We start from the raw sequence: 24,296 nt of genomic DNA, 5'->3' as shown, positions 1-24,296 counted from the left end.
TACCCGTTGGACACGCCGTCCGGCGCCCCTGGGAACCGGCCTGCTTCAGAAAATCCAGCCCAGGCCCGCGCTGGCTCCCAGGCGCGGCGCGAACCGCGTGCCCGACGCATCGGGGAACGCCGCGAAGCCCGCGGCGCCGGTGACCACGACCGAGACGACTTCCAGGCTGAGCCAGGCGGACAACCCCACGCCCCCATAGGGCGCGAAGCCCGACCAGGACTTTCCGTCCTCCGACTGCAGGACGAGCAGCCCTCCGACCTCGGGCCCGAAGACGATGGTGCCCTCCTTCCCCTTGAAGTGATGTCCCAACCCCAGCCGCAGCTCCCACTCGGTCTGACGGAAGCTCGCGAGCGCATCGGAGTCGCTGGACCGCCGGGCGGCCGTCACCGAGAGCGCATCCACGACTCCAGGCACCACGGGAGTCCGCAGGACCACCAGGCCCTGCACCCCCAGGGCCGCGCCGAGACCGCGCGCGGTGCGGGTCGCGACGCTGCCCCCCAGGCTCACTCCACCGCGCCAGTCCGGCGGCGCCTCGCCCTTCTCCCGCCTGGCGACCAGCGTGCCCTGTCGCAGCAGTGGCCCATCCACCGTCGCGACGCCCCGCTCGGGCACGGTGATGCGTGTCTCCAGCCAGGACGTGTCGCGCCGGACTCGCAGCCGGTAGCCACCGGGTGGAACCGCGAGCATCACCGGCCCGGTGCCCTTGGAGAAGACCCCCAGCACCATGCCACCCTCCTCCGTGGCCACCACCCACTCCCCCGGCTCGGGCACGGTGATGACCAGGCGGCTCGATGCGGAGACGGGGGCGGTGAGGACCAGCTCGCCCTGCCCCTTCAGGTCGAAGAGGAAGGCCGGGTGCTGGGTGCCCGCGCGCGTGAGCAGCGTCGACTCCACCGTCCGCCCGTACGCATACGTATAGGCCTCCTGAAGCGTGACGCGCCCATCCCGGGTGACGTCTCCCGCGCCGCGCAGGCCCGCCAGCAGGTGGTGCGTGAAGTACGAGCCTTGAAGGTCATCCGCCTCCTGCGACAGCTCGTCGGCGCTCGAGGACGTGACGATGACGCGCCCCTGGATGGCCGGCGCGGACCACTGGACGAGCCGCTCCTCCACGGGCTGCAGTCCCTTCACGCGCGTGGCGGCTCCCGAGCGGCACGAGTCGATGAACATCACCGCCACGCCCACCGGAGCCTCCTCCATGAACCGCACCAACTCCTTCACCGGGAGCTGGCTGCCGGACAGGTGCAACGAGTCCCCGTCCGCATGGCTCGACACGTAGACCAGGAGCTGATCCGCCGGACCGGCCTCGCGAGCCATGCGCGCGCGCAGCACCTCCAGCGCGGCCCGCACCCGTCCCGCGTCCGCGTCCAGGACGAGCTGCGCGTCCTGCGTCCCCAGCCCGCCCGCATCGCGGAACAGGGTGAAGACGCGGCGCGCGTCGGAGTCCGCGAAGCGCAGCGGCGTGTCCGCCGTGAGCCCCTGGTTGGCGCCGACCAGCAAGGCATACCGCCTGGGCAGGGGCTCGGCGCCGGGCTGCGTGCCGGGGGACTGGGACAGGAGCGCGGCGGTCAGCAGCGTGAGGAGCATCATGGGTCGGAGGTCACGGAGACGGAGAGGCGGTGGTGGCGCACTGCGCCCGCCACACGGGCCGGTGGCTGGCAATCCGGGGGCTGCTTCCGGGACACGCAGGCGGCCACGGCCAGGGAGACGGCGGTCTGTCCCTGTGAGAGCGCAAGGGGCTCGTCGGAGAAGAACGCGTCGAGGGTGAAGTCCCCGGGAGTGACGACGAACGTGGGCGGAACCCCGAGCGCGGCCGGCTCTCCGCTCAGGTCCCCGCGCGCTGGCCAGAGGGGAGACACCCCCCCCGTCGCATCGGTGGCGAGCACGAGGGCGTACCGGTAGGGCGCCGCATGCAGCGAGAGCGTCACCACGTCCCCGGGCCGAAGGGGTGCGTCCACGGCACCGTCCCGCTGACGGACGAGCGACACGAAGGGCCCGCCCTTCACACGGACGCCCTCGGACGGCTCCCGCAACCACACCAGCGTCGCGAGCCCCATGGCCATGGCAACGGGAGCGGCGTAGCGCAGCCAGGAGAACACCGAACGCGACGGCGCGGGAGGGGGAACGCGGGCCAGCACCTGCTGTCGCCGGCGTGGGAAGTCCTGGGAGGCCCGGGTGGCCGTCGCCCGCGTGCGAAGCAGGGCCAGCCGCGCCCGACACCGCTCGCACGCGTCCACGTGCGGAGGGAGTGGCCGCGCTCCCAGCATCAGCTCGTCCAGCAGCAGGTCCGACAGATGCTCACTCATGAGTGCGCCCCCTGCCGGGGTTCCAGGGCGAGCTCGCGCGCCCGCGCGCGCACCTTCTCCAGCTCCCGGCCCACCGTCTTTCGCGACAGCCCCACCACCTCCACGATTTCCTCCTGGGTGAGCGAGTCCATGAAGTGGAGCGTGGCAATCTGCAGGGCCCGCTCATCCAGCTCGCGCGAGAGCGCGCGCAGGAGGTTGCGGGCCTCCACTTCCTCCGGCATCTCCCTCGCGTCCTCCGGCGGGGACTCTTCAGCCGCCACATCCCTCAAGGCGCGAGAGCGCAGCAGGTTGAGGGAGACATTGGTCGTGACCCGATAGATGTAGGTCATGGGGCGCGCCTCCGCGCGGAACGCGCCCCCGGACTCCAGCAGCCGGCAGAACACCTCCTGCACGGCATCCCAGGCGTCCGAATCACGGCCGAGCAGGGCCCTGGCCCGCCGGTAGACCGTGGGCGCGTAGAATTCGTAGATATCTGTGAGCTCCGAGGCGCTCAGTCCTCGTGCCATTGGCTCTCCACGCCCTTGAGACAAGCGAGCCGGCCCGCATGGGAACCCACCCGCGAAAAAAGACGCGGGTGGGCTTCAACCCTGCAGCGTAGTGGCGAAAATCCCCGCCGCCACTCTCCGGCCCCGAGGCGCTGGCGGACTACTTCGAGGGCACCATCCGCACGGTTCCCGGGAGCACCTGGCCGTGGAAGTCCGCCAGCCGGGTGAGGGCGTAGTAGTCCTCGTTCCTCCCTCCCGCGTCCGCCAGGGCCGTCGACGCCTCGTTGGAGTCCTGCGCATTGGCCAGCGCCCAGATGAGCGGCTCCGTGGCGGAGTTGAAGCTCTGGTTGTTCTGGGCCTCCCAATCAGCCACGTACGCCTTCGCGACGCCACTCAGCTCGGTGGCCTGCGCCGGGGTGAGGCTGAGCTCCACCTGCTGGGAGCCGCTGATGGGGGCGGGCTTCTTGCCCTTCAACTCCTCCGGAGGGCTGAAGCTGCGCTGGAAGCCCTCGGCAACCTCCTGCGGCGCGCCGTGGACGAGGTAGCGGGTGCCCGTCCCCTTCGGGTCGACCTTGCCATCCGCCGTGTAGGCCTCGGAGATCTGCACCGTGCGGTCCCCCTGGCTCACGGTGAACTCCGAGCTGATGGAGCCGTCCTGGCCGAAGGTCTGCTTCTGGTCGATGCCGTACTCGGTGTTCACCGCCACCGAGGCACTCCCCTTCTCGTAGCGCCCCGCCGCCTCGAGCTTGCCCCCGGCCTTGAAGCTGGACTGGTAGACCTCGGCTCCGCCCACCGCCGCGCTGCCTCCGCCCGCCGGGAGCTGGCCGGTGCGCAGGAAGTGCTCGTAGACGACGGCTGCACCGGGCTTGCTGAGGTCCAGGTCCACCGTCCGCAGGTTCTGTGTGGCGAAGGAGCGCTCGACCTCCGCCTTGATGGAGCCCTCGAAGGTGCCGTCCGCGTCCCCGACGAAGCCGCTGAGGGCGAAGGACCCCTTGAGTCCCTCCGTCGGGCCCGCGATGAGGCGCACGGTGTCGCCCTCCAGGCGCTCGATGGCCACCGAGCGACCGGAGATTTCCGCGCCGCCCGTCTCGATGCGACCGCCCACGCTCACCAGGTTGGGCTCGGCCAGGCCATCCGCGCCGGGCTTCTGCTTCGAGGGCATGGCGCCCACCGCGTGCCCCAGCTCGAGCTCGACGGCATCGCTGCGCACGTCGTCCATCTTGATGACGAGCGTCGCGCCCTCCGGCAGCGTCTTCGGGTTGAACGGGTCCGGAGCGCGCAGTGGATCCCGCTGGTAGAGCTCGGCCTTGTCCGCGGGGACCGTGAACTCATAGGTGGTCTCACGGCCCAGGGCGTGCTTGGTGGCCGCACGGCCCGAGACCAGGCCGCGCTCCACGTTGATGCCAGGAGACAGCTCGCCCTTCACCTCCTGCTTCACCTCGAAGGTGACCGTCATTCCGCCGCCGGGCTGGAGCTTGGGCTGCGACGCCTTCAGGCTCCGCTGATACTCGGCCGTGCCTTCGACTCCGGCGGTGAGCTTCATGCCGCGCGCAGTGATTTCGGGGGAGTTGTAGAGCTCTCCTTCCACCACGACGCCCGACTTGGTCTCCATGGGCCCGGCCTTTCCGAGCTCGAAGACGGAGAAGCCCTGGGGGACGGGATTGCTGGGAGGCATCGGAGCGCCCCGGTCCAGCTGCTCGAGCTTGCGCTCGCGCACGAGCTCCAGGCGCTGCTCCGGCGTGAGCGGCTTGGGGGCGGGCTTGTAGAAGGGGTCCTGGAGCGAGGGCCCCGCGAAGGAATCGCGGTTCCAGGCCGGCTGCGAGGTTGGCGGCGCCATGGGCGGATGCCACGCCCGGGGCTGCGGAGCCGGCGGACCGTACACGGCGCCCGTGGGTGAAGCGGACGGCTTCGCCTGCGGGGCGGGCGGACCGTAGACGGCGCCATTGGACGGGGTCGACGGCTTCGCCTGCGGAGCGGGCGGACCGTACTCGAGCTTCTTGTCCTTCATGCTCTCATAGCGGTCCACCGGCTTCTGCGCCCTGGAGCGGGTCGCCGCGGCGGCACTGTTCATGGCGGCGGCAGAGCTCGACCTGGCGGCCTTGGCGGCGGCCGTGGCTTTCTCCACCGCCGCGGCCAGCTTGAGGTCGCTCTTGCCGCGGTTCTCCAGCTTCTCCAACGCGCCCGCCAGCTTCGCCGCGGCGTTGCTCGCCTTCTGCGCCGCCTTCGCCGCCGTCTCCGCCAGCGCCTTCGCCTTGGCCTCCAGCTCGCGAGCCTTCTCCGCGTTGCGCTCGGCCGCGGCAGCCGCGGCGGCTTCAGCCGCCTTGCGTGCCGCCTCGGCCGCGGCCCGGGCCGCATCCTGCGCATCGTCCACGGCCTGGTTCGTCGAGTCCGAGCCGCCGACGAGACCGGCGCCCTGGCTTCCCTTCACTTCCGTTGCATTCACGTTCATCCCCCTCTGGACAGCTCTCTAGATAGGCGCGGCGTCACTTGTGAGTGACAGGCCCCACACCCGCGCCAGGAGTACGCGAGCAATTGAGCAACAATTGCGCCGCCGTCAGCGGAGCCGATGCTCGCGAGTCGTGGGCACCTGAACCGCGGCCCGCCAGCCACGCTCAGCGTGGCTCCCTGAGGAAGAACGCCCACATGCCGTCGACATACCGCGCTGCCGCGACGACAGGGCTTCCAGGTGCTGGCACTCGGGGATTGAAACAATGAGAAACTGTCTACAACGGGCGGGGGCCAGCTCCCCCGCCCATGCAGTGACTGCTAGGCCTGCTTCGGCTTGCGAGGCTTCTTCGCGGCGCCGGTGATTTCCAGCGACAGGTCCATGGCCCGCGCGGAGTGCGTCAGCGCGCCCATGGACACGAAGTCCACGCCCAGCTTCGCCAGCCGGGGCAGCCGGTCCAGCGTGACGCCACCAGAGACCTCGAGCGGCACCCGTCCGGCCGTGAGCTTCACGGCCTCGCGAATCTGCGCGTCGTCCATGTTGTCGAGCATCACCACGTCGGCGCCGCCCTCGATGGCCTCGGCGAGCTGCTTGAGGTTGGTGACCTCGATTTCAATCTTCGTCAGCCGGGGACCGTGCGCCTTGGCCAGGCGGAGGGCCTCGGCGACGGAGCCGCCCACCGCCGCGATGTGGTTGTCCTTGATGAGAACGCCATCGAAGAGGCCGAAGCGGTGGTTGGACGCGCCGCCCATGCGAACCGCATCCTTGGCGAGGGTGCGCATGCCCGGCGGCGTCTTGCGGGTGTCGAGCACCTTCAGCTTGGACCCCCGCACCGACGTCATCGCCTGCTGGGCCAGGGTGGCGATGCCGGCGGCGCGCTGCACGAGGTTGAGCGCGGTGCGCTCCGCGGCCAGGAGCGAGCGCATCCGTCCATGGCAGCGCGCGGCCACCACCTTCGGCTTGATCTCCTCGCCGTCGCGGCGGACCAGCTCCACCTCGACCTCCGGGTCGACCATGTGGAAGACACGGGTGAACGCGCCCAGTCCCGCGAGCACCAGCTGCTCCTTGGCGACCAGCTCCGCGCTGCCCTCCGCGTCGGGAGGGATGAGGGCCTGCGAGGTGACGTCTCCCGCCGCCCCGAGATCCTCATCGAGGGCGAGCGAGATGAGCCGGTCGAGATAGTCCTGCTGCACGTCTCCTCCAGTTACCGCCGGGCCTTCGCCCGTGCCGAGGGTTTCGCCCGGGTGGCCTTCTTCGCCGGCGCCTTCTTCGCGGGAGCCTTCTTCGCGGGAGCCTTCCGGCCCGCCGCCTTCTTCGCCGCCGCACCCTTCTTCGCGGCCGCCTTCTTCGCCGGCGCCTTCTTCGCCGGCGCCTTGCCCGCCGTCTTCTTCGCGGCGGCCTTCTTCACCGCTGCCTTCTTCGCGGGGGCGTTCTTGGCGCTGGCCTTCTTCGCCGGAGCCTCGGCCTTCTTCCCGGCGGCCTTCTTCGCCGGAGCCGAAGCCTTCTTCGCGGGCGCCGCGGCCTTCTTCGCCGGAGCCGCCGTCACCGCCAGCTTGTCCCCGTGCACCTTCGCGGGAGCGGACGACTGCTTCGCCTTCGCCGGGCTCGCGGGCTCGCGGGCCTGCGCGGGCGCAGCCAGCTTGTCCCCCTGCACCTTCGCGGGAGCGGACGGCTTGCTCTTCGCCGCGGCCTTCCGCTTCGCCAGGGCCTGCTCGGCCGCAGGAGCCGCCTCGGCGACAGTGGCCGGGGCCTCGCGGACTTCTCCGCCTTCCTTGGCCCGGTTGAACTCCCGCATCGCGTCGTCCACGAGCCCCATGCTCATGTACGCCACGCCGAGGTCATGGTGGTCCGCCGCGGACAGGCCTTCCCTGGTCCCCTCGCGCAGCTTCGCGAGCGCATCCTGGACCTGGGTGTCCGGAGCCTCGGGCGCGGCGCCCGAGTCCCCCATCTCACCCTTCAGCTCCTGGCCCAGGTCCACGCCGCCCTTCTCTTCCTGCGTCGGGGCGACCTTCACCTGGGCCGGGGCTGAGGGGAGGCGGTTGTCCTCCGTGGACGGCGTGTTGCTCTCGGACGGCGTGCTGCTCTCCGACGGCACGTGCTCGGGCATGGAAGGCTCCGGGGCAATCCGTTGCAGGTGGTCCTGAAGCTTGGCCTTGCGCTCATTCAGCTCCTCGACGCGGGCGCGGTCCTTCTCGACCACGTCCGGGGGCGCCTTGGCCACGAAGTTGGGGTTCTCCAGCTTGCGCAGCACCCCCGCCGCTTCCTGCTCGGCGCGGGCAATCTCCTTGCGCAGGCGGTCCCGCTCCGCGTCCAGGTCGATGAGACCCGCCAGCGGGACGTAGATCTCCAGGTTGGAGCCGACGAAGGCGGCGGCCTGCGGAGGCTTCGCGCCCGGGGCCCCCACCTGCACCTCGGAGAGGCCGGCCAGCGGCATCAGGTAGCCACGCCAGCGCTCCAGCAGCTCCCGCGTGCGCGCGTCCGGGCTCTGGATGAAGGCCTTCACCTTGGTGGCGGGCGGCAGGTTGCTCTCGCCACGCAGGGTGCGCAGGCCCTCGATGGCGGCCACGACGGGCGCCATCTCCGCCTCGGCCGCCTCATCCAGCAGCGCGGCGTCCGGCTCCGGGTACGAGGCAATCATGATGCTGTCCGTCGGCCGGGACATCGGCAGCTTCTGCCAGATCTCCTCGGTGATGAACGGCATGAACGGGTGCAGCAGCCGCAGGATGCGGTCCAGGCTGTACACGAGCACCGCGCGGGTGGAGTCCTTGGCCTCCGGGTCCTCGCCGTACAGCGAGCCCTTGGCCAGCTCGATGTACCAGTCGCAGAACTCGGCCCAGAGGAACTGGTACAGCGTGGAGGCCGCCTCGGCGAAGCCGTACGCGTCCAGCGCCGCGCGCGTCTCCGTGGTGGCGCGCTGCAGCCGGGAGAGGATCCACCGGTCCGCCAGCGTCAGCTTGCGCTCGGTGAGCGGGCGCGAGTCCAGCTGGAACTCGCCCATGTTCATCAGGGCGAAGCGGCTGGCGTTCCACAGCTTGTTGCAGAACGCCTTGTAGCCGGAGAGCCGCTCCACCGACAGCTTGATGTCCCGGCCCTGCTGGGTGAGCGACGCGAGCGTGAAGCGCAGCGCGTCCGCGCCGAACGGCGGCATGCCCTGCGGGAACTTGTTCCGCAGCATCGCCGGGAGCTTGTCCGCCGGGGCGCCGAGGACGATGTCCAGGGGGTCGATGACGTTCCCCTTCGTCTTGGCCATCTTCTCGCCCTTCTCGTCGCGCACCATCGCGTGCAGGTACACGGTGCGGAAGGGCACATCGCCCATGAAGTGCAGGCCCATCATCATCATCCGGGCAACCCAGAAGAAGATGATGTCGTGGCCCGTCTCCATGACGGACGTCGGGTAGAAGGTCTTCAGCTCGGGCGTGGCGCGCGGCCAGCCCAGCGTGGAGAACGGCCACAGCCCGGACGAGAACCAGGTGTCCAGCACGTCCGGGTCCTGGATGAAGGACGCGCCGCCGCACTTCGGGCAGGCCTTGGGCTGCTCGCGCGCGACGATGGGCTCCGCGCGCGCGAAGTCCACCCCGCCCACCTTCACCGTGGGGGCATCCAGGGCCAGGTCCGTGTCGTCGCCCTGCCGGGGGCTGCACGTGGTGCAGTAGTACGCGGGAATCTGGTGGCCCCACCACAGCTGGCGGCTGACGCACCAGTCGTGGATGTTGCGCATCCAGTGGAAGAACGTGTTCGTCCAGGACTCGGGCACGAACTTCGTGCGGCCCTGCTCCACCGCCTCGATGGCCGGCTTCGCCAGCGGCTCGATCTTGACGAACCACTGCGGAGACAGGCGCGGCTCCACCACGGTGGAGCAGCGCTGGCAGGTGCCCACCGACAGCTTGTGCGGCTCCTCCTTCTCCAGCAGCCCCTGCTCGGTGAGGTCCGCCAGCACCTGCTTGCGCGCCTCGAAGCGGTCCACCCCGGCGTACTTGCCGGTCTCCTTCGTCATCCGCGCGGCGTCGTCGAGGATGGTGAGCATCGGCAGCTTGTGCCGCAGCCCCGTCTGGTAGTCGTTGAAGTCGTGCGCGGGCGTCACCTTCACCACACCGGTGCCGAACTTCGGGTCCACCAGCTCGGCGTCCGCGATGATGGGAATCTCACGGCCCGTCAGCGGCAACACCACGTGCTTGCCGATGAGGTCCTGGTAGCGCTCGTCCTCCGGGTGCACGGCCACCGCCGTGTCGCCCAGCATCGTCTCCGGGCGCGTGGTGGCCACGGTGAGCGTGCGCTCCGTGTCCTTGACCGGGTAGCGGATGTGCCAGATGGAGCCGTTCTTCTCCTCGTGCTCCACCTCCAGGTCGCTCAGGGCGGTGCGGCACGAGGGACACCAGTTGATGAGCTTCTGGGCCCGGTACATCAGGCCCTCTTCGTACAGGCGGACGAAGACCTCGCGCACCGCGGCCGAGGACTGCTCGTCCATGGTGAAGCGCTCGCGGCTCCAGTCCAGCGAGGCGCCCAGGAAGCGGTGCTGCTCGCCGATGCGCGCGCCGTACTTTGCCTTCCACTCCCAGACGCGCTCGAGGAACTTCGCGCGGCCCAGGTCGTGCCGGCTCTTGCCCTCGGTCTTCTTCAGCTCCTTCTCCACCACCATCTGCGTGGCGATGCCGGCGTGGTCCGTGCCGGGGAGCCACAGGGCGTTGAAGCCACTCATCCGCTTCCAGCGGGTGAGGATGTCCTGGATGGTCGCGGTGAGCGCGTGGCCGATGTGCAGGCTGCCCGTGACGTTGGGCGGCGGCAGGACGATGGAGAAGGCGGGCTTGTCGGAGGTGGGCTCGGCGCGGAAGTAGTCGCGCTCCAGCCAGAAGGCGTAGCGGCGAGCCTCGACCTCGGTCGGCTCGTAGGCCTTGGACAGTTCAGTGGTGTCGGTCATTGCACACTGCCGGCCCCGGGGACGGGGCCGGCGGGAGGGTCAGGAGGTTACGGCGAAGAACGCCTCAGTGCTGCGTCTCTCGGTCCTTGATGAGCCGCTCGAGCTCCTCGCGGATGATGGTCTCCGCGAGCTGCGGTACGACCTCCCAGGCAATCTTCTCGATGACCTCGCGGGAGGCCTTCGACAGCGCCTCGCGCAGCTGGGCCTCGCCCCCGTCCGCGGCGGCGGGCCGGGCGGCGGGAGCCTGGGCCGTGGCGGGACGCGCCGAGGTGGGCGCGGGCGCCGGCGGAGTGCCCATGTCCAGGGAGATCTCCTCCGCCCCGCTCGTGTCGGGCAGCGAGTCCTCGATGCTGATGGACGGCTGGGCCGCCTGCGGCGCCGGAGCGCCCAGGCCGAACGGATCCCTTCCCCGCGCCGCGGGCTGAGTGGCGGCGGGCGCGGGAGGCAGCGGCGTGCCCCCCGGAGGACGCGGGAAACCACCCGGCATGCCCGGAGCGGCGGGCGCCCCCGGACGCGCCATTCCCGGAGGCTGCGCACCCGGCGCGGGCGGCATGCCCGGACGCGGCGGCATGCCCGGCGCGGACGCACCCGGCGGAGGCGGCACGCCGGGACGCGCGGCGGCGCCCGGAGGCGGCATCCCCGCGCCCGGAGGACGCGGCGCGCCTGGAGGCGGCATGCCGGGGCCCGGAGGACGGGCCATGCCCGGAGGCGGAACGCCAGGGCCCGGAGGACGCGGCGCACCCGGCGCACCCGGAGGCGGCGCGCCCGGAGGACGGGCCATGCCCGGAGGCGGGGCGCCAGGGCCCGGAGGACGCGGCGCACCCGGCGCACCCGGAGGCGGCGCGCCCGGAGGACGGGCCATGCCCGGCGCGGGAGGCACACCCGGACGGGCGGCGGCGGGCGGCGCGGCCTGGGGCGCGGGAGCCGGCGCGGCGGCCGGCTGCGCGGAAGGCGGGCGCACCATCGTGGCCATGGAGGACGGCATGGTGTTGGACTTCTGGCCGACGAGCGCCTTCACCTTGTCGATGAGCACCTGGCTCTCGAAGGGCTTGGCGACGTGGTCGTCCGCGCGGGCGGCGCGGGCGCGGCCCTCGTCGAAGGCCTCGAAGGTGCCGGCCAGCAGCATCACCGGGATGCCCTGCGTGGCGGGGTCGCCCTTCAGGGCCTCGCACACCTCGTAGCCGCTCTTGCCCGGCATCATCACGTCCGCCAGCACCACGTCCGGGCGCAGCTCGCGGGCACGGGAGATCGCGTCGAGCCCGTTGTCCACCGCGGTCACCTGAAAGTCCTCGGTCGCGAAGATCATCCCAATCACCTTGCGGATGGTGAGCGAGTCGTCGGCGACCAGCAGATTCTTGGGCATCGGTTCGGGCCTCGGGGGGCGTCCACCCCCCTGAATTCGTTGGAGATTCCTGCCGCGATAAAGCTGGGTCGCGGCACTGTATCAAGCGAGGCAGCTTACGGGTCGCGCTCCGGGACGATCAAGAAAACATGCGCTGCAGGTCCAGGAACAGCACGGGGTCGGGCAATCCGGGAGCGCGAAAGGAGCCCGCGGTGTCGTCCGGTACGAAGCGCTGCAGGACGCCGAGCACCCGGGTGGCCGTCAGCCCCACGTTCCGGCCGGCCAGCTCCGTGAGGATGAAGAAGTCCTCCGGGGCCGGCGCTGCGCCCAGGAGTGCGGGTACCGAACAGATGGGCCAGAGCACCTGCACGTGGGGGAAGATACCGGCCACCGGCCCGCTCTGCACGGGCAGGACGCTGAAGGCATCCCCCCGCTCCACCACCTGGGACACGAAGCCCAGCGGGACGCCGTACAGCAGCCCCTGGGACTCGAAGACGAGCGCGCGCTCGGGCGCGGCCTCGGCCCAGTGCACGGGGCGCGGGGAGGCAGGCGAGGACCGGGGGCCCACCCGGTGGGGCAGCGCCTCGGCGATGAGCTCCAGGTACAGCCGCTCCTTGTGCAGCACCGCGCCCCGGCTCAGGGGCGCCAGCGAGTCCGCCAAACCGGGGGGAAGCAGGAAGAACGGGGCGCGAGCGACATCTGCGACTTCCACCACGGAGCGCACCCTCACGGCCAGGGTGGGGCTCACGTCGAGCACCACGACCATGCCCGCTCCCTCCTCGGGCGGGCCGCCGAGCAGGGCCGACAGGTCCTTCACCTCCAGCACGCCCCGGAGGCTGGAGCCATTGGCGCCGGACATCGCCACCTCCATGACGGAGGTGGCCTCCACGGCGTAGCGCGTCTCCCCTGCCTCGACGAGAAGGCAGAGCCGGCGTCCGCTTTCGAAGGGTGACACGGCGGCGACCCTAGCAGCCTTCCGCCTCTTGGTGCTAAGCCCGTGGATGCGATGGCGCGCATCCTCCTCGTCGATGACGAAAAGATCGCCCGCACCCTCTACGGCGACTACCTGACCGCCGTGGGCCACGCCGTGACCGCGGTGGGCACACTGCAGGAAGCCCGGGACGCACTCGACGCGGAGCGCTTCGATGCGGTGGTGACGGACCTCATCCTCCCCGGCGGCGACGGCATGGAGGTCCTGCGCTACGTGAGAGACCGCCACTCCGGCGTGGAGGTGGTGGTCATCACCGGCCTGGACAAGGTCGACCCCGCCGTGCGGGCCATCAAGAGCGGCGCGGCCGAGTACCTCGTCAAGCCGGTGGCCCCCGAGGCCCTCCAGCACGCCGTCCGCCGCGCCCTCACCACGAGGGACTTGATGCAGGAGAACGCCTCCCTGCGCCGGCACGTCGCCATGCTGGAGGCGGGCCAGCGCATCGCCACCACGCTGGACCGCGAGAAGCTGGCCGCCGCCACCGCGAGCGCCCTGCAGGGCATGGCCTCCGCCAGCGCCGTGGTGCTGCTGGAGCGAGACCCGACCTCCGGCCTGCGCCTGCACGGCACGCGCGGGCTGTCCACCGAGGTGGAGCAGCGCCTGGTGGCCGCGCTCACCGAGCGCCTGACGGACGCACGCGCCCCCCGCGAGCTGGAGGGGCTGGGCGTGTCCTACGCGCGCGTGCTCTCCATCCCCGCCGTGGAGGGCCAGGTGGTGCTGGGGCACGCGGTGCTCTTCTTCGGCGGCGCCGGTGCGGAGTGGACCGGCGAGACGGCCGGCTACCTGGTGCGCAACTGGGGCCTGGCGCTGCGCAACCTGGGGCGCTTCGCGGCGGTGGAGGACCTGGCGTACGTCGACGACCTCACCCGCCTCTTCAACACGCGCTACCTGCACATGGTGCTGGACCGCGAAATCCAGGAGTCGCTCCAGACGCAGCGCCCCTTCAGCCTGCTGTTCATGGACCTGGACCACTTCAAGTCCATCAACGACACCCACGGCCACCTGGTGGGCTCCAAGCTGCTGGTGGAGACGGCCCGGGTGGTGAAGGGCTGCGTGAGAGACCCGGACGTGGTGGCCCGCTACGGCGGGGACGAGTACGTGGTGATGCTGCGCGGCACCGACTCGGGCGGCGCGCTCAAGGTGGCGGAGCGCATCCGCCGCACCATGGAGACGCACCGCTTCCTGGCGCGCGAGGGCCTGGCGCTCACCGTCACCACGTGCATCGGCGTGGCGAGCTTCCCCGAGCACGCCAAGGCCAAGGCCGCGCTGCTGGATTTGTCGGACCGGGCCATGTACCGCGGCAAGCGTGGCTCGCGGAATGTCGTCTACATGGCGGCGCTGGACCTGGAGGCCCCGCCCGCCGAGCGGCGGCAGCAGGGCGGCTCCGGTTCCTAGCTAGCGGCGCAGGCTGCCGACGGTGAGGCGCTTCTCGAGGCTGATGTCGGCCGGGGAGCGCTCGCCACCGCCCTCCTTGCCCACGGCCTCCACCTCTTCGTGCGACGCGCCGGTGGTGATGAGGCGGTACTTCTCCGACGCCTCCTTGTCGTGCTGGGCCTGCTCGGGGTCCAGCCGGGCGATGAGCTGCCAGAAGAGGGCGGCGTGCTCGCGCTCCTCGTCCATGACGTGGCGGAGGATGGCCTTGGCCTCCTCGTTGTCGGTGGCGTCGAGGTGGGCGGCGTAGAGGTTGATGGCGTCCAGCTCCGCCTCGATGTTCAGCCGGATGGAGCGGGCCAGCTCGGAGTCCGTGAGCTTCCGGGGCACGAGCGAGTGGAACGGGTTGGTCTGCGGCATGAAGGCCCTCCCGAGGCCAGCGGCGGGAAACGCGGGCAGCATCCGCATGTCCGAGCCCCCGGTCAACGGATTCCCTCCACCCGCGTTGCGTAGAAGCCGACGCATCCGCCATGCTCCGGACATGGAAACACCCGCGCCGCTCGCCCAACTGCTCCAGGCCCTGGAGGTGGGTGATCTGCCAGCCGCGCGAGCGGCGGCGGCGGCTCTGCAACGTGTGGGCGCGCACTCCACCCAGCTCGCCGCCGAGGTGCTGCACGAGCTGCGGCAGCCTTTGCTCGGAGTGAAGGCGTACGCACAGCTCCTGGCGGAGGACGGCGGTCCCTCGGGCCCGCTGCGGCTGCTGCTCGCCCAGGTGGAGCGGATGGAGCAGATCGTCTCCGACTACATCCGCCTGGCCAGCGAGCGCCCTGCCCCTCAGCAGCGCCTGTCGCTGGCGGCGCCCATCTGGGCGGCGGCCAGGCTGTTCAGCATCAACCCGGACTCGGCGCGAATCTCCCTGGAAGTGGAGGCCCCCGAGGACATCACCATCCAGGGCAACGCGCGCCTCATCGAGCAGCTCACGCTGAATTTGCTGAACAACGCCCGCGACGCCATGGCCGGGCGCGGGCGGGTGAAGGTGGTGCTCACGCTCGAGGGCTCGTCGCCGGTGCTGTATGTGGCGGACTGGGGCCCGGGCATCCCGGAGGACCTGCGCGAGCGCATGTTCGAGCCGTACGTCACCGCGAACAAGCGGGGCACGGGCCTGGGGCTGGCGGTGTGCCGGCGCATCGCCCAGGAGCACCGCGCGCAGATTGGCCTGGGCTCGCCGGGGCTGATTCGGGACGTGCCGCCGCCGGCCACCGTGTTCCGGGTGCTCTTCCCCACCACGGACGCGCCGCCCACGCGGCGCCAGCGGCTGCTGGTGGTAGACGACGAGACCATCATCCGCATGGTCTTCCGCGACCTGATGGGCAAGGAGTGCGAGGTCATCGAGGCGGCCAGCGGCGAGGAAGCGCTGGACCAGCTGCGCCAGGGGCCGGTGGACCTCATCGTCACGGACAAGAACCTGCCGGGCCTGTCCGGACTGGAGCTGGCCCAGCAGGCGCGGCGCCTGTACTCCAACTCGCGCGTCATCCTGATGACGGGCTACCCGTCGCTGGTGACGACGCAGCAGGCGCTGGAGCTGGGCGTGGTGGACTACCTGCTCAAGCCCTTCGACGACATCCGCCAGGTGCGGGCGCTGCTGCGCACCGCACTGTCCGAGCAGCCCGTCCTCCCCTCGCTGGGAGCGGGGCCGGAAGCACGGCGGGTGGACGTGCTGGAGGACAACCCGACGACGGCGCGCATCATCTCCGAGGCACTGGCACTGGTGGGCCTGGAGGCGCGGGTGCTGCCCACCATCGAGCTGACGGCGCTGGCCTCGCCGGTGGGCGTGGTGGTGAGCTGGGACTTCGCGCCGGCCTACGGGCGCAAGGCGCTGGAGCTGGGCAAGGCGCTGGCCCAGGGCGCGCCCTTCGTAGTGTTGGCCGAGCACCTCACCATGGAGACGGCGCTGGAGTCATTGCGCGCCGGCGCCGCCGCGTGCCTGCCCAAGCTGCTGTCCGACACCACGGCCCTCAGCCGTGAGCTGAGCCGTGCTTTCAAGAGAGACGCCCCATGAAGCTCGCGCGACTGTCCGTCCTGTTGTTCGCGGTGGCCTGCTCCTCGGAGTCGCCTCCCGTGGACCCGGGACAGCCGGACGCGGGCGGCACGGAGGACTCCGGCACGGGCGGCGACGACGCCGGGCCCACGGATGACGGAGGCACCGAGCCGGATGGCGGCGCCGAGCCCATCGATGCGGGGACGGACGCCGGTGAGCCGGTTCCCGACGCGGGGACGGACGCGGGCACGGATGGCGGCACTTGCGTGGCCCCCGCGCTGGAGCAGGGCACGGAGCTGGCCGCGAGGTTGAACACGCCCCGGCGGCTCGCAGTGTACGCCACGGACATCTACATCTCCGAGTCGCACTCGCTGGACCCGCAGCAAGAGGATCCCGGACCGGGACGGGTGCTGCGGCTTTCGCGCGCGGGTGGAGACGCGGTCCCCCTGGTCACGGGCCTGCGTGCACCGGATGCCCTCGCGGTGGATGCGACGAGCGTCTACGTGCTCGACCTCGGCGGACTATGGCGGGTGGACAAGGCCACGGGAAGGAAGGACGAGCGCGCCCTCGACACCACCTTCAGCAACGTCACCTTCGGAAACACGGAGGTGCTCACCGCGCAGCTGAACGGCCGGGACGTGCTCGTCGTTTCGACGGGGCACCGTCGTCTGGTGCGGGTGGACACGAACGGTGGCAACCGCCAGGAGCTCTTCCTCGGCGCCGCGAACAACCAGGTGCGCGGCGCGCGGGTTTCGGGCACGGACGTCTGGTTCCTGGTTGCGAATGGGACCAGCCCGGGCCTGTACAGCGTCCCCCTGGACGGGAGTGCCGCGGCGACGCTCCGGGATGACAGCGTCACGGCGGGCACGTCCCTGGAACTGACCCCCACCCACTTCCTCATCACCGATGGCGGAGGCGGCGCGGGCCGGGTCGTGAGGCTGCCACGCAGCGGAGGCCCGGCCGAAGTCGTCGCCTCGGGACTCCAGGGCCCACGCTTCCCCGTGGAGCTGAACGGGAGCCTCTACTTCAAGGACGCCACCGACGTCGGCGCGAACTTCCTGCGTCAGGTCCGCGCGTGCGCGCCCGGCACCTCGGACCCGGTCGGCCCCGCCGGCACCGGCCCGGGCGCTCTGCTGTTGGACGGCACGTCCCTGCTCTACACGTCGCAGGAGAGCGGCACGGGCGGCAGCGTGGGCCGGGTGCCCTGAGCCACCCTGAGAGTGCCCCTCGGACAGGGCTCCAGGTCGCCGCTCCCCACCCTGCCCTGCCCGGAAAAGACAACGGCCCCGGCGCCTCGCGAAGAGGCATCCAGGGCCGCGTCCAGCACACCCTCTCACCCGCCCGGAACGTGCGTCCCGGGCCGGAAGGAGTGGCTCAGTACTCCATGTCGTCGCCGCCGTAGTCCGGCATGCCACCACCGCCGGCGCCGCCGTTCTTCGCCTTCTTCTTGGGGCGGTCGGCAATCATCGCCTCGGTGGTCAGAAGCAGGGACGCCACGGAGGCGGCGTTCTGCAGCGCGGTGCGCTCGACCTTGGTCGGGTCGATGACGCCGGCCTTCTCCAGGTCCTCGTAGACCTCGGTGCGGGCGTTGAACCCGAACGCACCCTGGCCCTCGCGGACCTTGTTGATGACCACGGCGCCCTCGATGCCGGCGTTGCTGGCAATCTTGCGCAGCGGCTCCTGGAGCGCGCGGCGGATGATGTCCACGCCGAAGTCCAGCTCACCGCCCAGCTTCAGCTTCTCCAGCGCGGGCAGGGTGCGCAGGTAGGCCACGCCACCGCCGGGGACGATGCCCTCCTCGACGGCCGCGCGGGTCGCATGCAGCGCGTCCTCCACGCGGGCCTTCTTCTCCTTCATCTCCGTCTCGGTGGCCGCGCCGACGTTGATGACGGCCACGCCGCCCACGAGCTTCGCCAGGCGCTCCTGGAGCTTCTCGCGGTCGTAGTCGCTCGTGACGGTCTCCGTCTGCGAGCGGATGAGCTTGATGCGGGCGTCGATGGTCTCCTTGGTGCCAGCGCCGTCGACGATGGTGGTGGTGTCCTTGTCCACCGTGACGCGCTTGGCGCGGCCCAGGTCGTTCAGCGTCAGGTTCTCGTACTTGTGGCCGAGCTCCTCGCTGACCACCGTGCCGCCGGTCAGCGTGGCGATGTCCTGCAGCATCTCCTTGCGGCGGTCACCGAAGCCCGGGGCCTTCACCGCGCACACGTTCAGCACGCCGCGGATCTTGTTGACCACCAGGGTGGCCAGCGCCTCGCCCTCGATGTCGTCGGCGATGATGATGAGCGGCTTGCCCGAGCGCGCCACCTGCTCGAGGATGGGAATCATGTCCTGCATCGACGAGACCTTCTTCTCGCTGATGAGGATGTAGGGGTCCTCGAGCACCGCCTCCATGCGGTCGCGGTTCGTCACGAAGTACGGAGACACGTACCCGCGGTCGAACTGCATGCCCTCCACCACGTCGAGCGTCGTCTCCAGGCCCTTGGCCTCCTCGACGGTGATGACGCCCTCCTTGCCCACCTTCTCCATCGCGTCCGCGATGATGACGCCGATGGTGTCATCGCCGTTGGCGGAGATGGTGCCCACCTGGGTGATGGCCTTCTTGTCGGTGGTCGGCTTGGAGAGCTTCTTCAGCTCCGCCACGACGACTTCCACGGCCTTGTCGATGCCGCGCTTGAGGTCCATCGGGTTGTGGCCGGCGGCCAACAGCTTCAGGCCCTCCTCATAGATGGCGCGCGCCAGCACCGTCGCCGTCGTGGTGCCGTCACCCGCCTTGTCGGAGGTCTTCGACGCGACCTCCTTCACCATCTGCGCGCCCATGTTCTCGAACTTGTTCTCGAGGTCGATCTCCTTGGCGACGGTGACGCCGTCCTTGGTGATCGTGGGGGAGCCGAAGCTCTTCTCGATGACCACGTTGCGGCCCTTGGGGCCCAGGGTCACCGCGACGGCGTCCGACAGGATCCGGACACCGCGCAGGATGGCCTCACGCGCGGACTGGTGGAAGAAAATCTCTTTGGCTGCCATCGTAACCTCCTGATATTACTGGGGGATTTCTATGTAACCGTGCAGGTCGTTAGCACTCGACCCTGGCGAGCGCCAACATAAGGGCCAGCGGAACGAAGTCAACCAGGAAGGGCGTGCCTGTGGGCGAGCGGACGCGTCCAGGCCCCCTGGGGGCGAGGCCGGCGGAGGGCTACTCGGCGAAGCGCACGAGCGTCAGCAGCTGCCCCATGTCCAAGGGCTTCTGAAGGGTGAGCGCCACGCCCTTGCGCAGGCCGCGCTCGGTGATGCCTTCATCCGTACTGGCCGTCATCAGGAGGACTGGAATCGCCTGGAAGCGAGGGTCCGCCTTCAGCATCTCCGTGAAGTGGATGCCGTCGAGGTGGGGCATGAGGTAGTCGGTGATGACCATGCCCACCTGGTTGCGCTCCAGGATGTCGAGCGCCTGCAGGGCATCCGCCGCCGAGTAGACCGTGAACCCATGCATCTCCAGGAAGCGAGAGAGCATGGTGCACAGCTCGAGATCGTCGTCGACGACTAGGATGTTCACGGGACGGGCCGTCGCACGTGGACGGGGGGCGGAAACTAACAGCCGTGGCCGTCGTTGACAACGCACGTTGTGGCTTCATATGTGCCGGCCCATGGGGAAGCGCACCGCGAAGCCAGGGGGGGTGGAGGGCGTGGAGGCACGACTGGACGCGGTGGCGGAGGCCTTCGAGGCGGGTGACTTCGAGACGGCGCTGGCCGGGGCGGAGGGCCTGCTGGCGGACGCGCCGGAGCACCCCGCCGCCCTCCACTACCGGGCGTCGGCCCTGATGGAGCTGGGGCGGCTGGAGGAGGCGGAGAAGGCCTTCGGCCTGGCCCTGAAGGTGGCCCCGGAGGACCTGAAGGTGCTCCTGGGAGCGGCGGACTGCCTGGTGTGCCGCACCGAAGAGGACCGGGAGGCCGCGGAGGAGGGCCTGGGCCTGTGTGCGCGAGGCCTACGCCTGGCCCAGAAGGCCGCCGACGTGGAGAGGGTCTACGAGTTCCTCCTCCTGGAGGGCATGGCGCTGAACCAGCTGGGCGAGTGCGAGCGCGCGCTGAAGAGCGTGGACGCGGCGCTGGGGCACATGCCTCGCTCGGCGGACGCGCAGCTGGAGCGCGGCATCGCCCTGTTCGAGCTGTGCCGCTTCGAGGAGGCGCAGGCCGCCTTCGAGAAGGTCCTCAAGGAGCTGCCGGACGAGGCGCTGGCGCACCACTACCTGGGGCTGATGGCGGAGCGGCGCGGGGACGAGAAGGAAGCGAAGCGGCGCTTCGAGCGGGCCCAGGCGCTGGGGCCCAGGGAGTTCCCTCCGCCCGTGCGGCTGGAGGAGGCGGAGTTCGACCGCGCGGTGGAGGAGGCGGTGAAGTCACTGCCCCGGCACGCGAAGCAGTACCTGGACAACGTGACGATTGCGGTGGAGGACATTCCCTCGGACGAGGACCTGATGGGGCAGGACCCGCCGCTGTCCCCGAGCATCCTCGGGGTGTTCCTCGGGACGCCGGTGGGCGAGCGCCACCTGACGGACACGTTCGACCCCTACCCCGCGTCCATCGTGCTGTACCAGCGCAACCTGGAGCGCTTCGCACGGACGCGCGAGGAGCTCATCGAGCAGATTGGAATCACGGTGATGCACGAGGTCGGTCACTTCATGGGACTGGATGAGGACGACCTGTGGCAGCGGGGGCTGGACTGACGGCGGCGGCGCGGGTGGCCGCGAGCGTCTGCCGGATGCCCTCGGTGTAGGGCGTCTTGTGCACATCGCCCAGCAGTTGGCGCAGGGCCGAGTCGTCCATGAGCACGGGCTCGGTGAGCAGGTAGTGCATCTCCACCAGCTCGCGCATGAACGGGTTGAAGAGGCCCATGAGCCGGAGCATCCCCTTCCCTGACGTCATGAGCTTGGGGGGGCGTCCGGCCTGGCGGAAGATCTCCTCGACGAGGGTCCGCTGCGAGGTGACGCCGGCGCCCGCGAAGTTCCACCATTTGCCGTAGGCGCGGGGCTCGTCCATCAGCTTCGTCACCACGGGGCCCACGTCAGGCACGTAGACGAACTCGTGGGGGCGGTCGATGGGGCCGATGAGCTGGGCGCGCGTGCCCCCGACGGCGGCGAGGAAGGCGCGGTGGAGGAAGCTCTTGTCCACGCCGGGGCCGTAGAAGTCCGGGAGGCGGAGGATGGTGGCCTGGATGCGGCCGGCGGCGTGCTCGGCCATGAGCATGTCCTCCTGCTCCTTGCGCATGCGCCCCTTGAAGGTGTGGGGCTCGCGCGGGTGGTCCTCCTTCACGGTTTCGGTGCGAGGCCGGCCGTAGGGGTACACGGTGCCGATGAGGAGGATGCGCTTGACGCCCTCGGCGATGGCGGCGTCGAGCGTGCGGCGCATGAGGAGGGGGTGGAGGCCGAACTGCCAGTAGTTCACCCCCACCATGTAGATGAGCGTGTGGACGCCTCGTGCCGCGGCGCGGATGGAGTCCGGATTCTCCGTGTCCCAGGTGGCGACCTCCGCCAGCGGGTCGGCGCCGAACTCCTTCTGCAGGGAGGCACGCGAGCGGCCGACCACCCGGTAGGGCTGCCCCCGGGCCTGCAGGGCCCGCGCAACGCTCTGACCGACGACGCCCGAAGCGCCAAACAACGCCACCTTGTCCATGTCGTACTCCCCTGCTCCGAACAGCGAATGGATTATGAACACCGTTCTGTAAACACCGTTCATTTACTGGTGGTCGTTCGGAACGTCAAGGCCTACAGTTCAGATATGGGGATTTCGGAGCGGAAGGAGCGACAGCGGGCGGAGCTGCGCGAGCAGATCCTCCGCGTGGCCCGGGACATGGTGATGCGCGAGGGCTTCGATGCCCTGTCGATGCGCAAGCTGGCGGACGCGGTGGAGTACGCGCCGGCGACGCTCTACCTGCACTTCGAGAACCGCGAGGCGATTGCGAGGGAGCTGTGCGTGCGCGGCTTCCGAGATCTCCTGGCGGCGCTGGAGCCGGCGGCAACGGGGGAAGAACCGCTGGCGCGGCTATCGAAGCTGGCGGACGCGTACGTGCGCTTCGGGCTGGAGAACCCGGAGACGTACCGGCTCATCTTCATGGAGGACGCGAAGCTGTCGACGGCGCTGTTCAGCGACGCGCCGGACGCAGCGGGCCCGCGGTCCTTTGGCGTGCTGGTGCGCGTGTTCGAGGACCTGAAGTCCACCGGGAGGATTGCGGAGGCCGCGGAGCCCTGGATGCTGGCAGAGGTGCTGTGGGCGGGCCTGCACGGACTGGTGAGCCTGCGGCTGACGTGCACGGGGTTCCAGGGTTCGCCCGTGGATGAGCTGACCCGGGTGCTGGTGACCACGCTGGTGCATGGACTGCCGGGGTTGAAGGCACAGGCGGTTGGTTGACGGAGCCCGTGGGGTGCGGCAGTAATCGACGGCGGTAGGGCCTCCGGACCTGGTGGCCGGCCCGGTCTTCAAAACCGGTGAGGGGCGCCGAGAGGCGTCCCTGGCGAGTTCGATTCCCGTGCCCTACCGCCACCCGCGACTTCCTATGCGCTCAATCACCAGGGCACCAGAAAGCGCCTGCGTCGACGCAAGCCACGCAATTCTGTACATGCGCACGAATCGAGCGCGGGGCGTCTGGTTATCGCTGGTAGCCGATTGCGATGATTCGGCCTGACGCGTCGCTGCTCACAAACAACTCGCCATGGGGGCCCACACCCAATCCTACCGGCCGATGCGGCCAGTCGACTGAGGTGTCGTCGGTGCCGTTGAACTCGAAGAACGGCTCGTAGCGAACCGGCAACCCGTTCTCGAACACCACTCGCGCCACCTCGTAGCCCTGGGCGGGCCGTCGATTCCAGGAACCGTGGAAGCTGACGAAGGCGTCGCCGACCACCTCGGGCGGGAAGGACGCGCCGTCGTAGAAGACGATGTCGAGCGGGGCAACGTGAGCGGGCATCGCCAACATCGGAGGCACCACATTGTTGACGTCGCGGCACCACGCATCGGAGTGGGTGCCATCATTCATGAAGCCCGGATCCGTCCACTGCGTCCCTCGGCCCATTCCCACGCCCGCCGGAAGCAAGAACTCACTGAAGCAATAGGGGTAGCCGTAGAACCGTCCCGCTTCGGAGAAGAGGTTCAGCTCTTCAGCGGGATTATCGGTGTGAATGTCGCCCCCGAGGTCGGCGCGGTTGAGATTATCTCGCTCGTTTTCCACACCCCACAGCCTGCCCTGGCTGTCGAAACGCAGGCCCACTTCGTTCCGAAGGCCATCGGCGAACACCTCGCCGTCCGTGAAAGCCACGTTGCCTGCCTGAACCTGGGCTGCGGTAAAGCGACGAATGCGAGCGCGCGTCGAATCGCCATCCACGTTCGTGGCTGAACCGACGCTCACGTAGAGTCGGCCTTCGGCGTCGAAGACAATCGTCCGGGTGACATGGCCGCCCGCGACGCCGCCCGAAGGGATGCCGGTCACCACTTCTTCCTGGCCGCTCAGCGCGGCTCTCGTTCCGGTCGCGAACGGCCAACGCAGGACGCGCGTCGCGGAGGAGGCATAAAGATATCCGTCGTGCAGTGTGATGCCATGGTTGAGCCCGCCAACCTCGACCAGCGTCGCCCGTTCGGACGAATCCGAAACGCCGTCACTGTTCGAATCGTAAAGCGCGGTGATTCGACCCGCGCGGCGCTCGACCACCAGTACGTCTCCGTTCGGAGCGACGATCAACCCTCGCGGATCAGTAACGGTCGCCCAGGTCCATGCACAGTACCCCGCTGGCAACCTCGCGTTGGCCACGTTGGCGCTCGAAGGCCCCAGGCAGCTGTTCGTGAGCGGAGTGCCCGCATCGGAAGTCCCAGCATCATCGGAGGTGCCGGCATCGGAGCTCCCGCCGCCGTCGGCCTCACCGGCGTCACTCGTTGGGTTTGGCTCTCCAGCATCGGTCAGACTCCCGGCATCGATTTCGACGCCGGCATCACCCTCGACGGAGGGCCGGTCTGAACATGCCACGAGGGCAGAGGCACAGAGCATTGCGACGAGCCCAAGTCGTTGGTGAAGCAGCATGGCTCCGCAGCGGACGCGCCCGTCCGCGAGCAGCTTCTCGGCGGCCCGGTACGCCCCCACGGTCGCCTCGAACGCGCCGAGCCCGAGGGCCGGGGTCTTGATGCCGTTGCGGAGAGAGAGGCAGAAGCGTCTTCCAGTCATGGTGTTATTGCCTCAAGAGAAAGAGGGAGTTGCCGCGACCCGTGTTCCTTGTCGTGCGCTCGAGTGCGTCTGCCTGGGCGAGCGAGCGCCTTGGTGGAACGGAGATACACCACGAGTCCGCGAAGCACTAGCAACCGGAGCGCAAAGGGCTATTAAACAATGATTGAAAATGGGGTGCGCGCTCCAAGCAGCATGTAGGCGTGTGTGAAAGCCA

Annotated in this window: 18 protein-coding genes and 1 tRNA gene; 6 read left to right on the top strand and 13 right to left on the bottom strand. The window is 70.0% G+C overall.

Annotated features, from left to right (window positions below):
• Positions 1-45: 45 nt before the first annotated feature.
• The 8 genes from LXT23_RS08965 to LXT23_RS08930 form a co-directional block, all read right to left on the bottom strand.
• Positions 46-1,587 carry a caspase family protein gene (locus tag LXT23_RS08965; RefSeq protein WP_253979694.1) on the bottom strand — a complete coding sequence of 514 codons (1,542 nt, stop codon included), beginning with the start codon at positions 1,585-1,587 and terminating at the stop codon, positions 46-48.
• Positions 1,584-2,303 (bottom strand): hypothetical protein, encoded by a 720-nt coding sequence (locus LXT23_RS08960; RefSeq protein WP_253979693.1) that lies wholly within the window; start codon positions 2,301-2,303, stop codon positions 1,584-1,586. Before LXT23_RS08960 ends, LXT23_RS08965 begins: the two co-directional genes overlap by 4 nt.
• Positions 2,300-2,809, bottom strand: coding sequence for an RNA polymerase sigma factor (locus tag LXT23_RS08955; protein WP_253979692.1), 510 nt, complete (start codon positions 2,807-2,809; stop codon positions 2,300-2,302). The genes LXT23_RS08960 and LXT23_RS08955 overlap by 4 nt, the downstream gene beginning before the upstream one ends.
• A gap of 139 nt (positions 2,810-2,948) precedes the next feature.
• The gene (locus LXT23_RS08950; RefSeq protein WP_253979691.1) at positions 2,949-5,231 is read right to left on the bottom strand and encodes a hypothetical protein; all 2,283 of its coding nucleotides are present in this window, start codon (positions 5,229-5,231) and stop codon (positions 2,949-2,951) included.
• Between the two features lie 323 nt (positions 5,232-5,554).
• Positions 5,555-6,427 (bottom strand): carboxylating nicotinate-nucleotide diphosphorylase, encoded by an 873-nt coding sequence (gene nadC / locus LXT23_RS08945; protein ID WP_253979690.1) that lies wholly within the window; start codon positions 6,425-6,427, stop codon positions 5,555-5,557.
• A gap of 11 nt (positions 6,428-6,438) precedes the next feature.
• Positions 6,439-10,149, bottom strand: coding sequence for a valine--tRNA ligase (locus LXT23_RS08940; RefSeq protein WP_253979689.1), 3,711 nt, complete (start codon positions 10,147-10,149; stop codon positions 6,439-6,441).
• Between the two features lie 64 nt (positions 10,150-10,213).
• A complete protein-coding gene (locus tag LXT23_RS08935) occupies positions 10,214-11,512 on the bottom strand; it encodes a response regulator (RefSeq protein ID WP_253979688.1) in 1,299 nt (432 codons plus the stop codon).
• A gap of 118 nt (positions 11,513-11,630) precedes the next feature.
• The gene (locus LXT23_RS08930) at positions 11,631-12,446 is read right to left on the bottom strand and encodes a chemotaxis protein CheW (RefSeq protein ID WP_253979687.1); all 816 of its coding nucleotides are present in this window, start codon (positions 12,444-12,446) and stop codon (positions 11,631-11,633) included.
• Between the two features lie 51 nt (positions 12,447-12,497).
• Here LXT23_RS08930 and LXT23_RS08925 point away from each other — a divergent pair, with 51 nt between their 5' ends.
• Positions 12,498-13,874: a GGDEF domain-containing response regulator gene (locus LXT23_RS08925; protein WP_253979686.1), complete on the top strand. Its 1,377-nt coding sequence runs from the start codon at positions 12,498-12,500 to the stop codon at positions 13,872-13,874.
• Here LXT23_RS08925 and LXT23_RS08920 read toward each other — a convergent pair whose 3' ends face one another.
• Positions 13,875-14,270, bottom strand: coding sequence for a demethoxyubiquinone hydroxylase family protein (locus tag LXT23_RS08920; RefSeq protein WP_253979685.1), 396 nt, complete (start codon positions 14,268-14,270; stop codon positions 13,875-13,877).
• Between the two features lie 121 nt (positions 14,271-14,391).
• Between LXT23_RS08920 and sinK the strand changes: the two genes are divergently transcribed.
• Together sinK and sinM are read left to right on the top strand one after the other, a co-directional pair.
• A complete protein-coding gene (gene sinK / locus LXT23_RS08915) occupies positions 14,392-15,909 on the top strand; it encodes a hybrid histidine protein kinase/response regulator SinK (protein ID WP_253979684.1) in 1,518 nt (505 codons plus the stop codon).
• On the top strand, positions 15,906-17,096 hold the full coding sequence (sinM, locus tag LXT23_RS08910; protein ID WP_253979683.1) for a signal integration modulator SinM: 1,191 nt from the start codon (positions 15,906-15,908) through the stop codon (positions 17,094-17,096). The genes sinK and sinM overlap by 4 nt, the downstream gene beginning before the upstream one ends.
• Positions 17,097-17,262: 166 nt before the next feature.
• Here sinM and groL read toward each other — a convergent pair whose 3' ends face one another.
• A complete protein-coding gene (groL, locus tag LXT23_RS08905; protein WP_253979682.1) occupies positions 17,263-18,909 on the bottom strand; it encodes a chaperonin GroEL in 1,647 nt (548 codons plus the stop codon).
• Positions 18,910-19,078: 169 nt separating this feature from the next.
• Positions 19,079-19,435: a response regulator gene (locus LXT23_RS08900; protein ID WP_323378847.1), complete on the bottom strand. Its 357-nt coding sequence runs from the start codon at positions 19,433-19,435 to the stop codon at positions 19,079-19,081.
• Between the two features lie 91 nt (positions 19,436-19,526).
• Here LXT23_RS08900 and LXT23_RS08895 point away from each other — a divergent pair, with 91 nt between their 5' ends.
• A complete protein-coding gene (locus LXT23_RS08895) occupies positions 19,527-20,600 on the top strand; it encodes a metallopeptidase family protein (RefSeq protein WP_253979680.1) in 1,074 nt (357 codons plus the stop codon).
• Here LXT23_RS08895 and LXT23_RS08890 read toward each other — a convergent pair.
• Positions 20,554-21,546, bottom strand: coding sequence for an NAD-dependent epimerase/dehydratase family protein (locus LXT23_RS08890; RefSeq protein ID WP_253979679.1), 993 nt, complete (start codon positions 21,544-21,546; stop codon positions 20,554-20,556). The genes LXT23_RS08895 and LXT23_RS08890 overlap by 47 nt on opposite strands.
• A 105-nt stretch (positions 21,547-21,651) precedes the next feature.
• On the opposite strand from LXT23_RS08890, the gene LXT23_RS08885 reads away from it, so the two are divergent.
• Both LXT23_RS08885 and LXT23_RS08880 read left to right on the top strand, forming a co-directional pair.
• Positions 21,652-22,281, top strand: a complete 630-nt coding sequence (locus LXT23_RS08885; RefSeq protein ID WP_253979678.1) for a TetR/AcrR family transcriptional regulator — start codon at positions 21,652-21,654, stop codon at positions 22,279-22,281.
• A gap of 33 nt (positions 22,282-22,314) precedes the next feature.
• Positions 22,315-22,413: transfer RNA gene (locus tag LXT23_RS08880), tRNA-Sec, on the top strand.
• 106 nt (positions 22,414-22,519) lie between these two features.
• On the opposite strand, the gene LXT23_RS08875 is transcribed toward LXT23_RS08880, so the two are convergent.
• Complete coding sequence (locus tag LXT23_RS08875) at positions 22,520-24,082, bottom strand: PQQ-dependent sugar dehydrogenase (protein WP_253979677.1); 1,563 nt, start codon at positions 24,080-24,082, stop codon at positions 22,520-22,522.
• Positions 24,083-24,296: the final 214 nt, after the last annotated feature.

Source organism: Pyxidicoccus xibeiensis (assembly GCF_024198175.1).
GTDB lineage: Bacteria > Myxococcota > Myxococcia > Myxococcales > Myxococcaceae > Myxococcus > Myxococcus xibeiensis.
The sequence above is the reverse complement of the archived record's forward strand: the minus strand, read 5'-3'. Positions and strand labels throughout refer to the sequence as shown.

Coding starts and splice junctions, on each gene's coding strand:
- LXT23_RS08965 (WP_253979694.1), bottom strand. CDS start 1,587: ATGATGCTCCTCACGCTGCTGACCGCCGCGCTCCTGTCCCAGTCCCCC.
- LXT23_RS08960 (WP_253979693.1), bottom strand. CDS start 2,303: ATGAGTGAGCATCTGTCGGACCTGCTGCTGGACGAGCTGATGCTGGGA.
- LXT23_RS08955 (WP_253979692.1), bottom strand. CDS start 2,809: ATGGCACGAGGACTGAGCGCCTCGGAGCTCACAGATATCTACGAATTC.
- LXT23_RS08940 (WP_253979689.1), bottom strand. CDS start 10,149: ATGACCGACACCACTGAACTGTCCAAGGCCTACGAGCCGACCGAGGTC.
- LXT23_RS08935 (WP_253979688.1), bottom strand. CDS start 11,512: ATGCCCAAGAATCTGCTGGTCGCCGACGACTCGCTCACCATCCGCAAG.
- LXT23_RS08925 (WP_253979686.1), top strand. CDS start 12,498: ATGGCGCGCATCCTCCTCGTCGATGACGAAAAGATCGCCCGCACCCTC.
- LXT23_RS08920 (WP_253979685.1), bottom strand. CDS start 14,270: ATGCCGCAGACCAACCCGTTCCACTCGCTCGTGCCCCGGAAGCTCACG.
- sinK (WP_253979684.1), top strand. CDS start 14,392: ATGGAAACACCCGCGCCGCTCGCCCAACTGCTCCAGGCCCTGGAGGTG.
- sinM (WP_253979683.1), top strand. CDS start 15,906: ATGAAGCTCGCGCGACTGTCCGTCCTGTTGTTCGCGGTGGCCTGCTCC.
- groL (WP_253979682.1), bottom strand. CDS start 18,909: ATGGCAGCCAAAGAGATTTTCTTCCACCAGTCCGCGCGTGAGGCCATC.
- LXT23_RS08895 (WP_253979680.1), top strand. CDS start 19,527: ATGGGGAAGCGCACCGCGAAGCCAGGGGGGGTGGAGGGCGTGGAGGCA.
- LXT23_RS08890 (WP_253979679.1), bottom strand. CDS start 21,546: ATGGACAAGGTGGCGTTGTTTGGCGCTTCGGGCGTCGTCGGTCAGAGC.
- LXT23_RS08885 (WP_253979678.1), top strand. CDS start 21,652: ATGGGGATTTCGGAGCGGAAGGAGCGACAGCGGGCGGAGCTGCGCGAG.
- LXT23_RS08875 (WP_253979677.1), bottom strand. CDS start 24,082: ATGACTGGAAGACGCTTCTGCCTCTCTCTCCGCAACGGCATCAAGACC.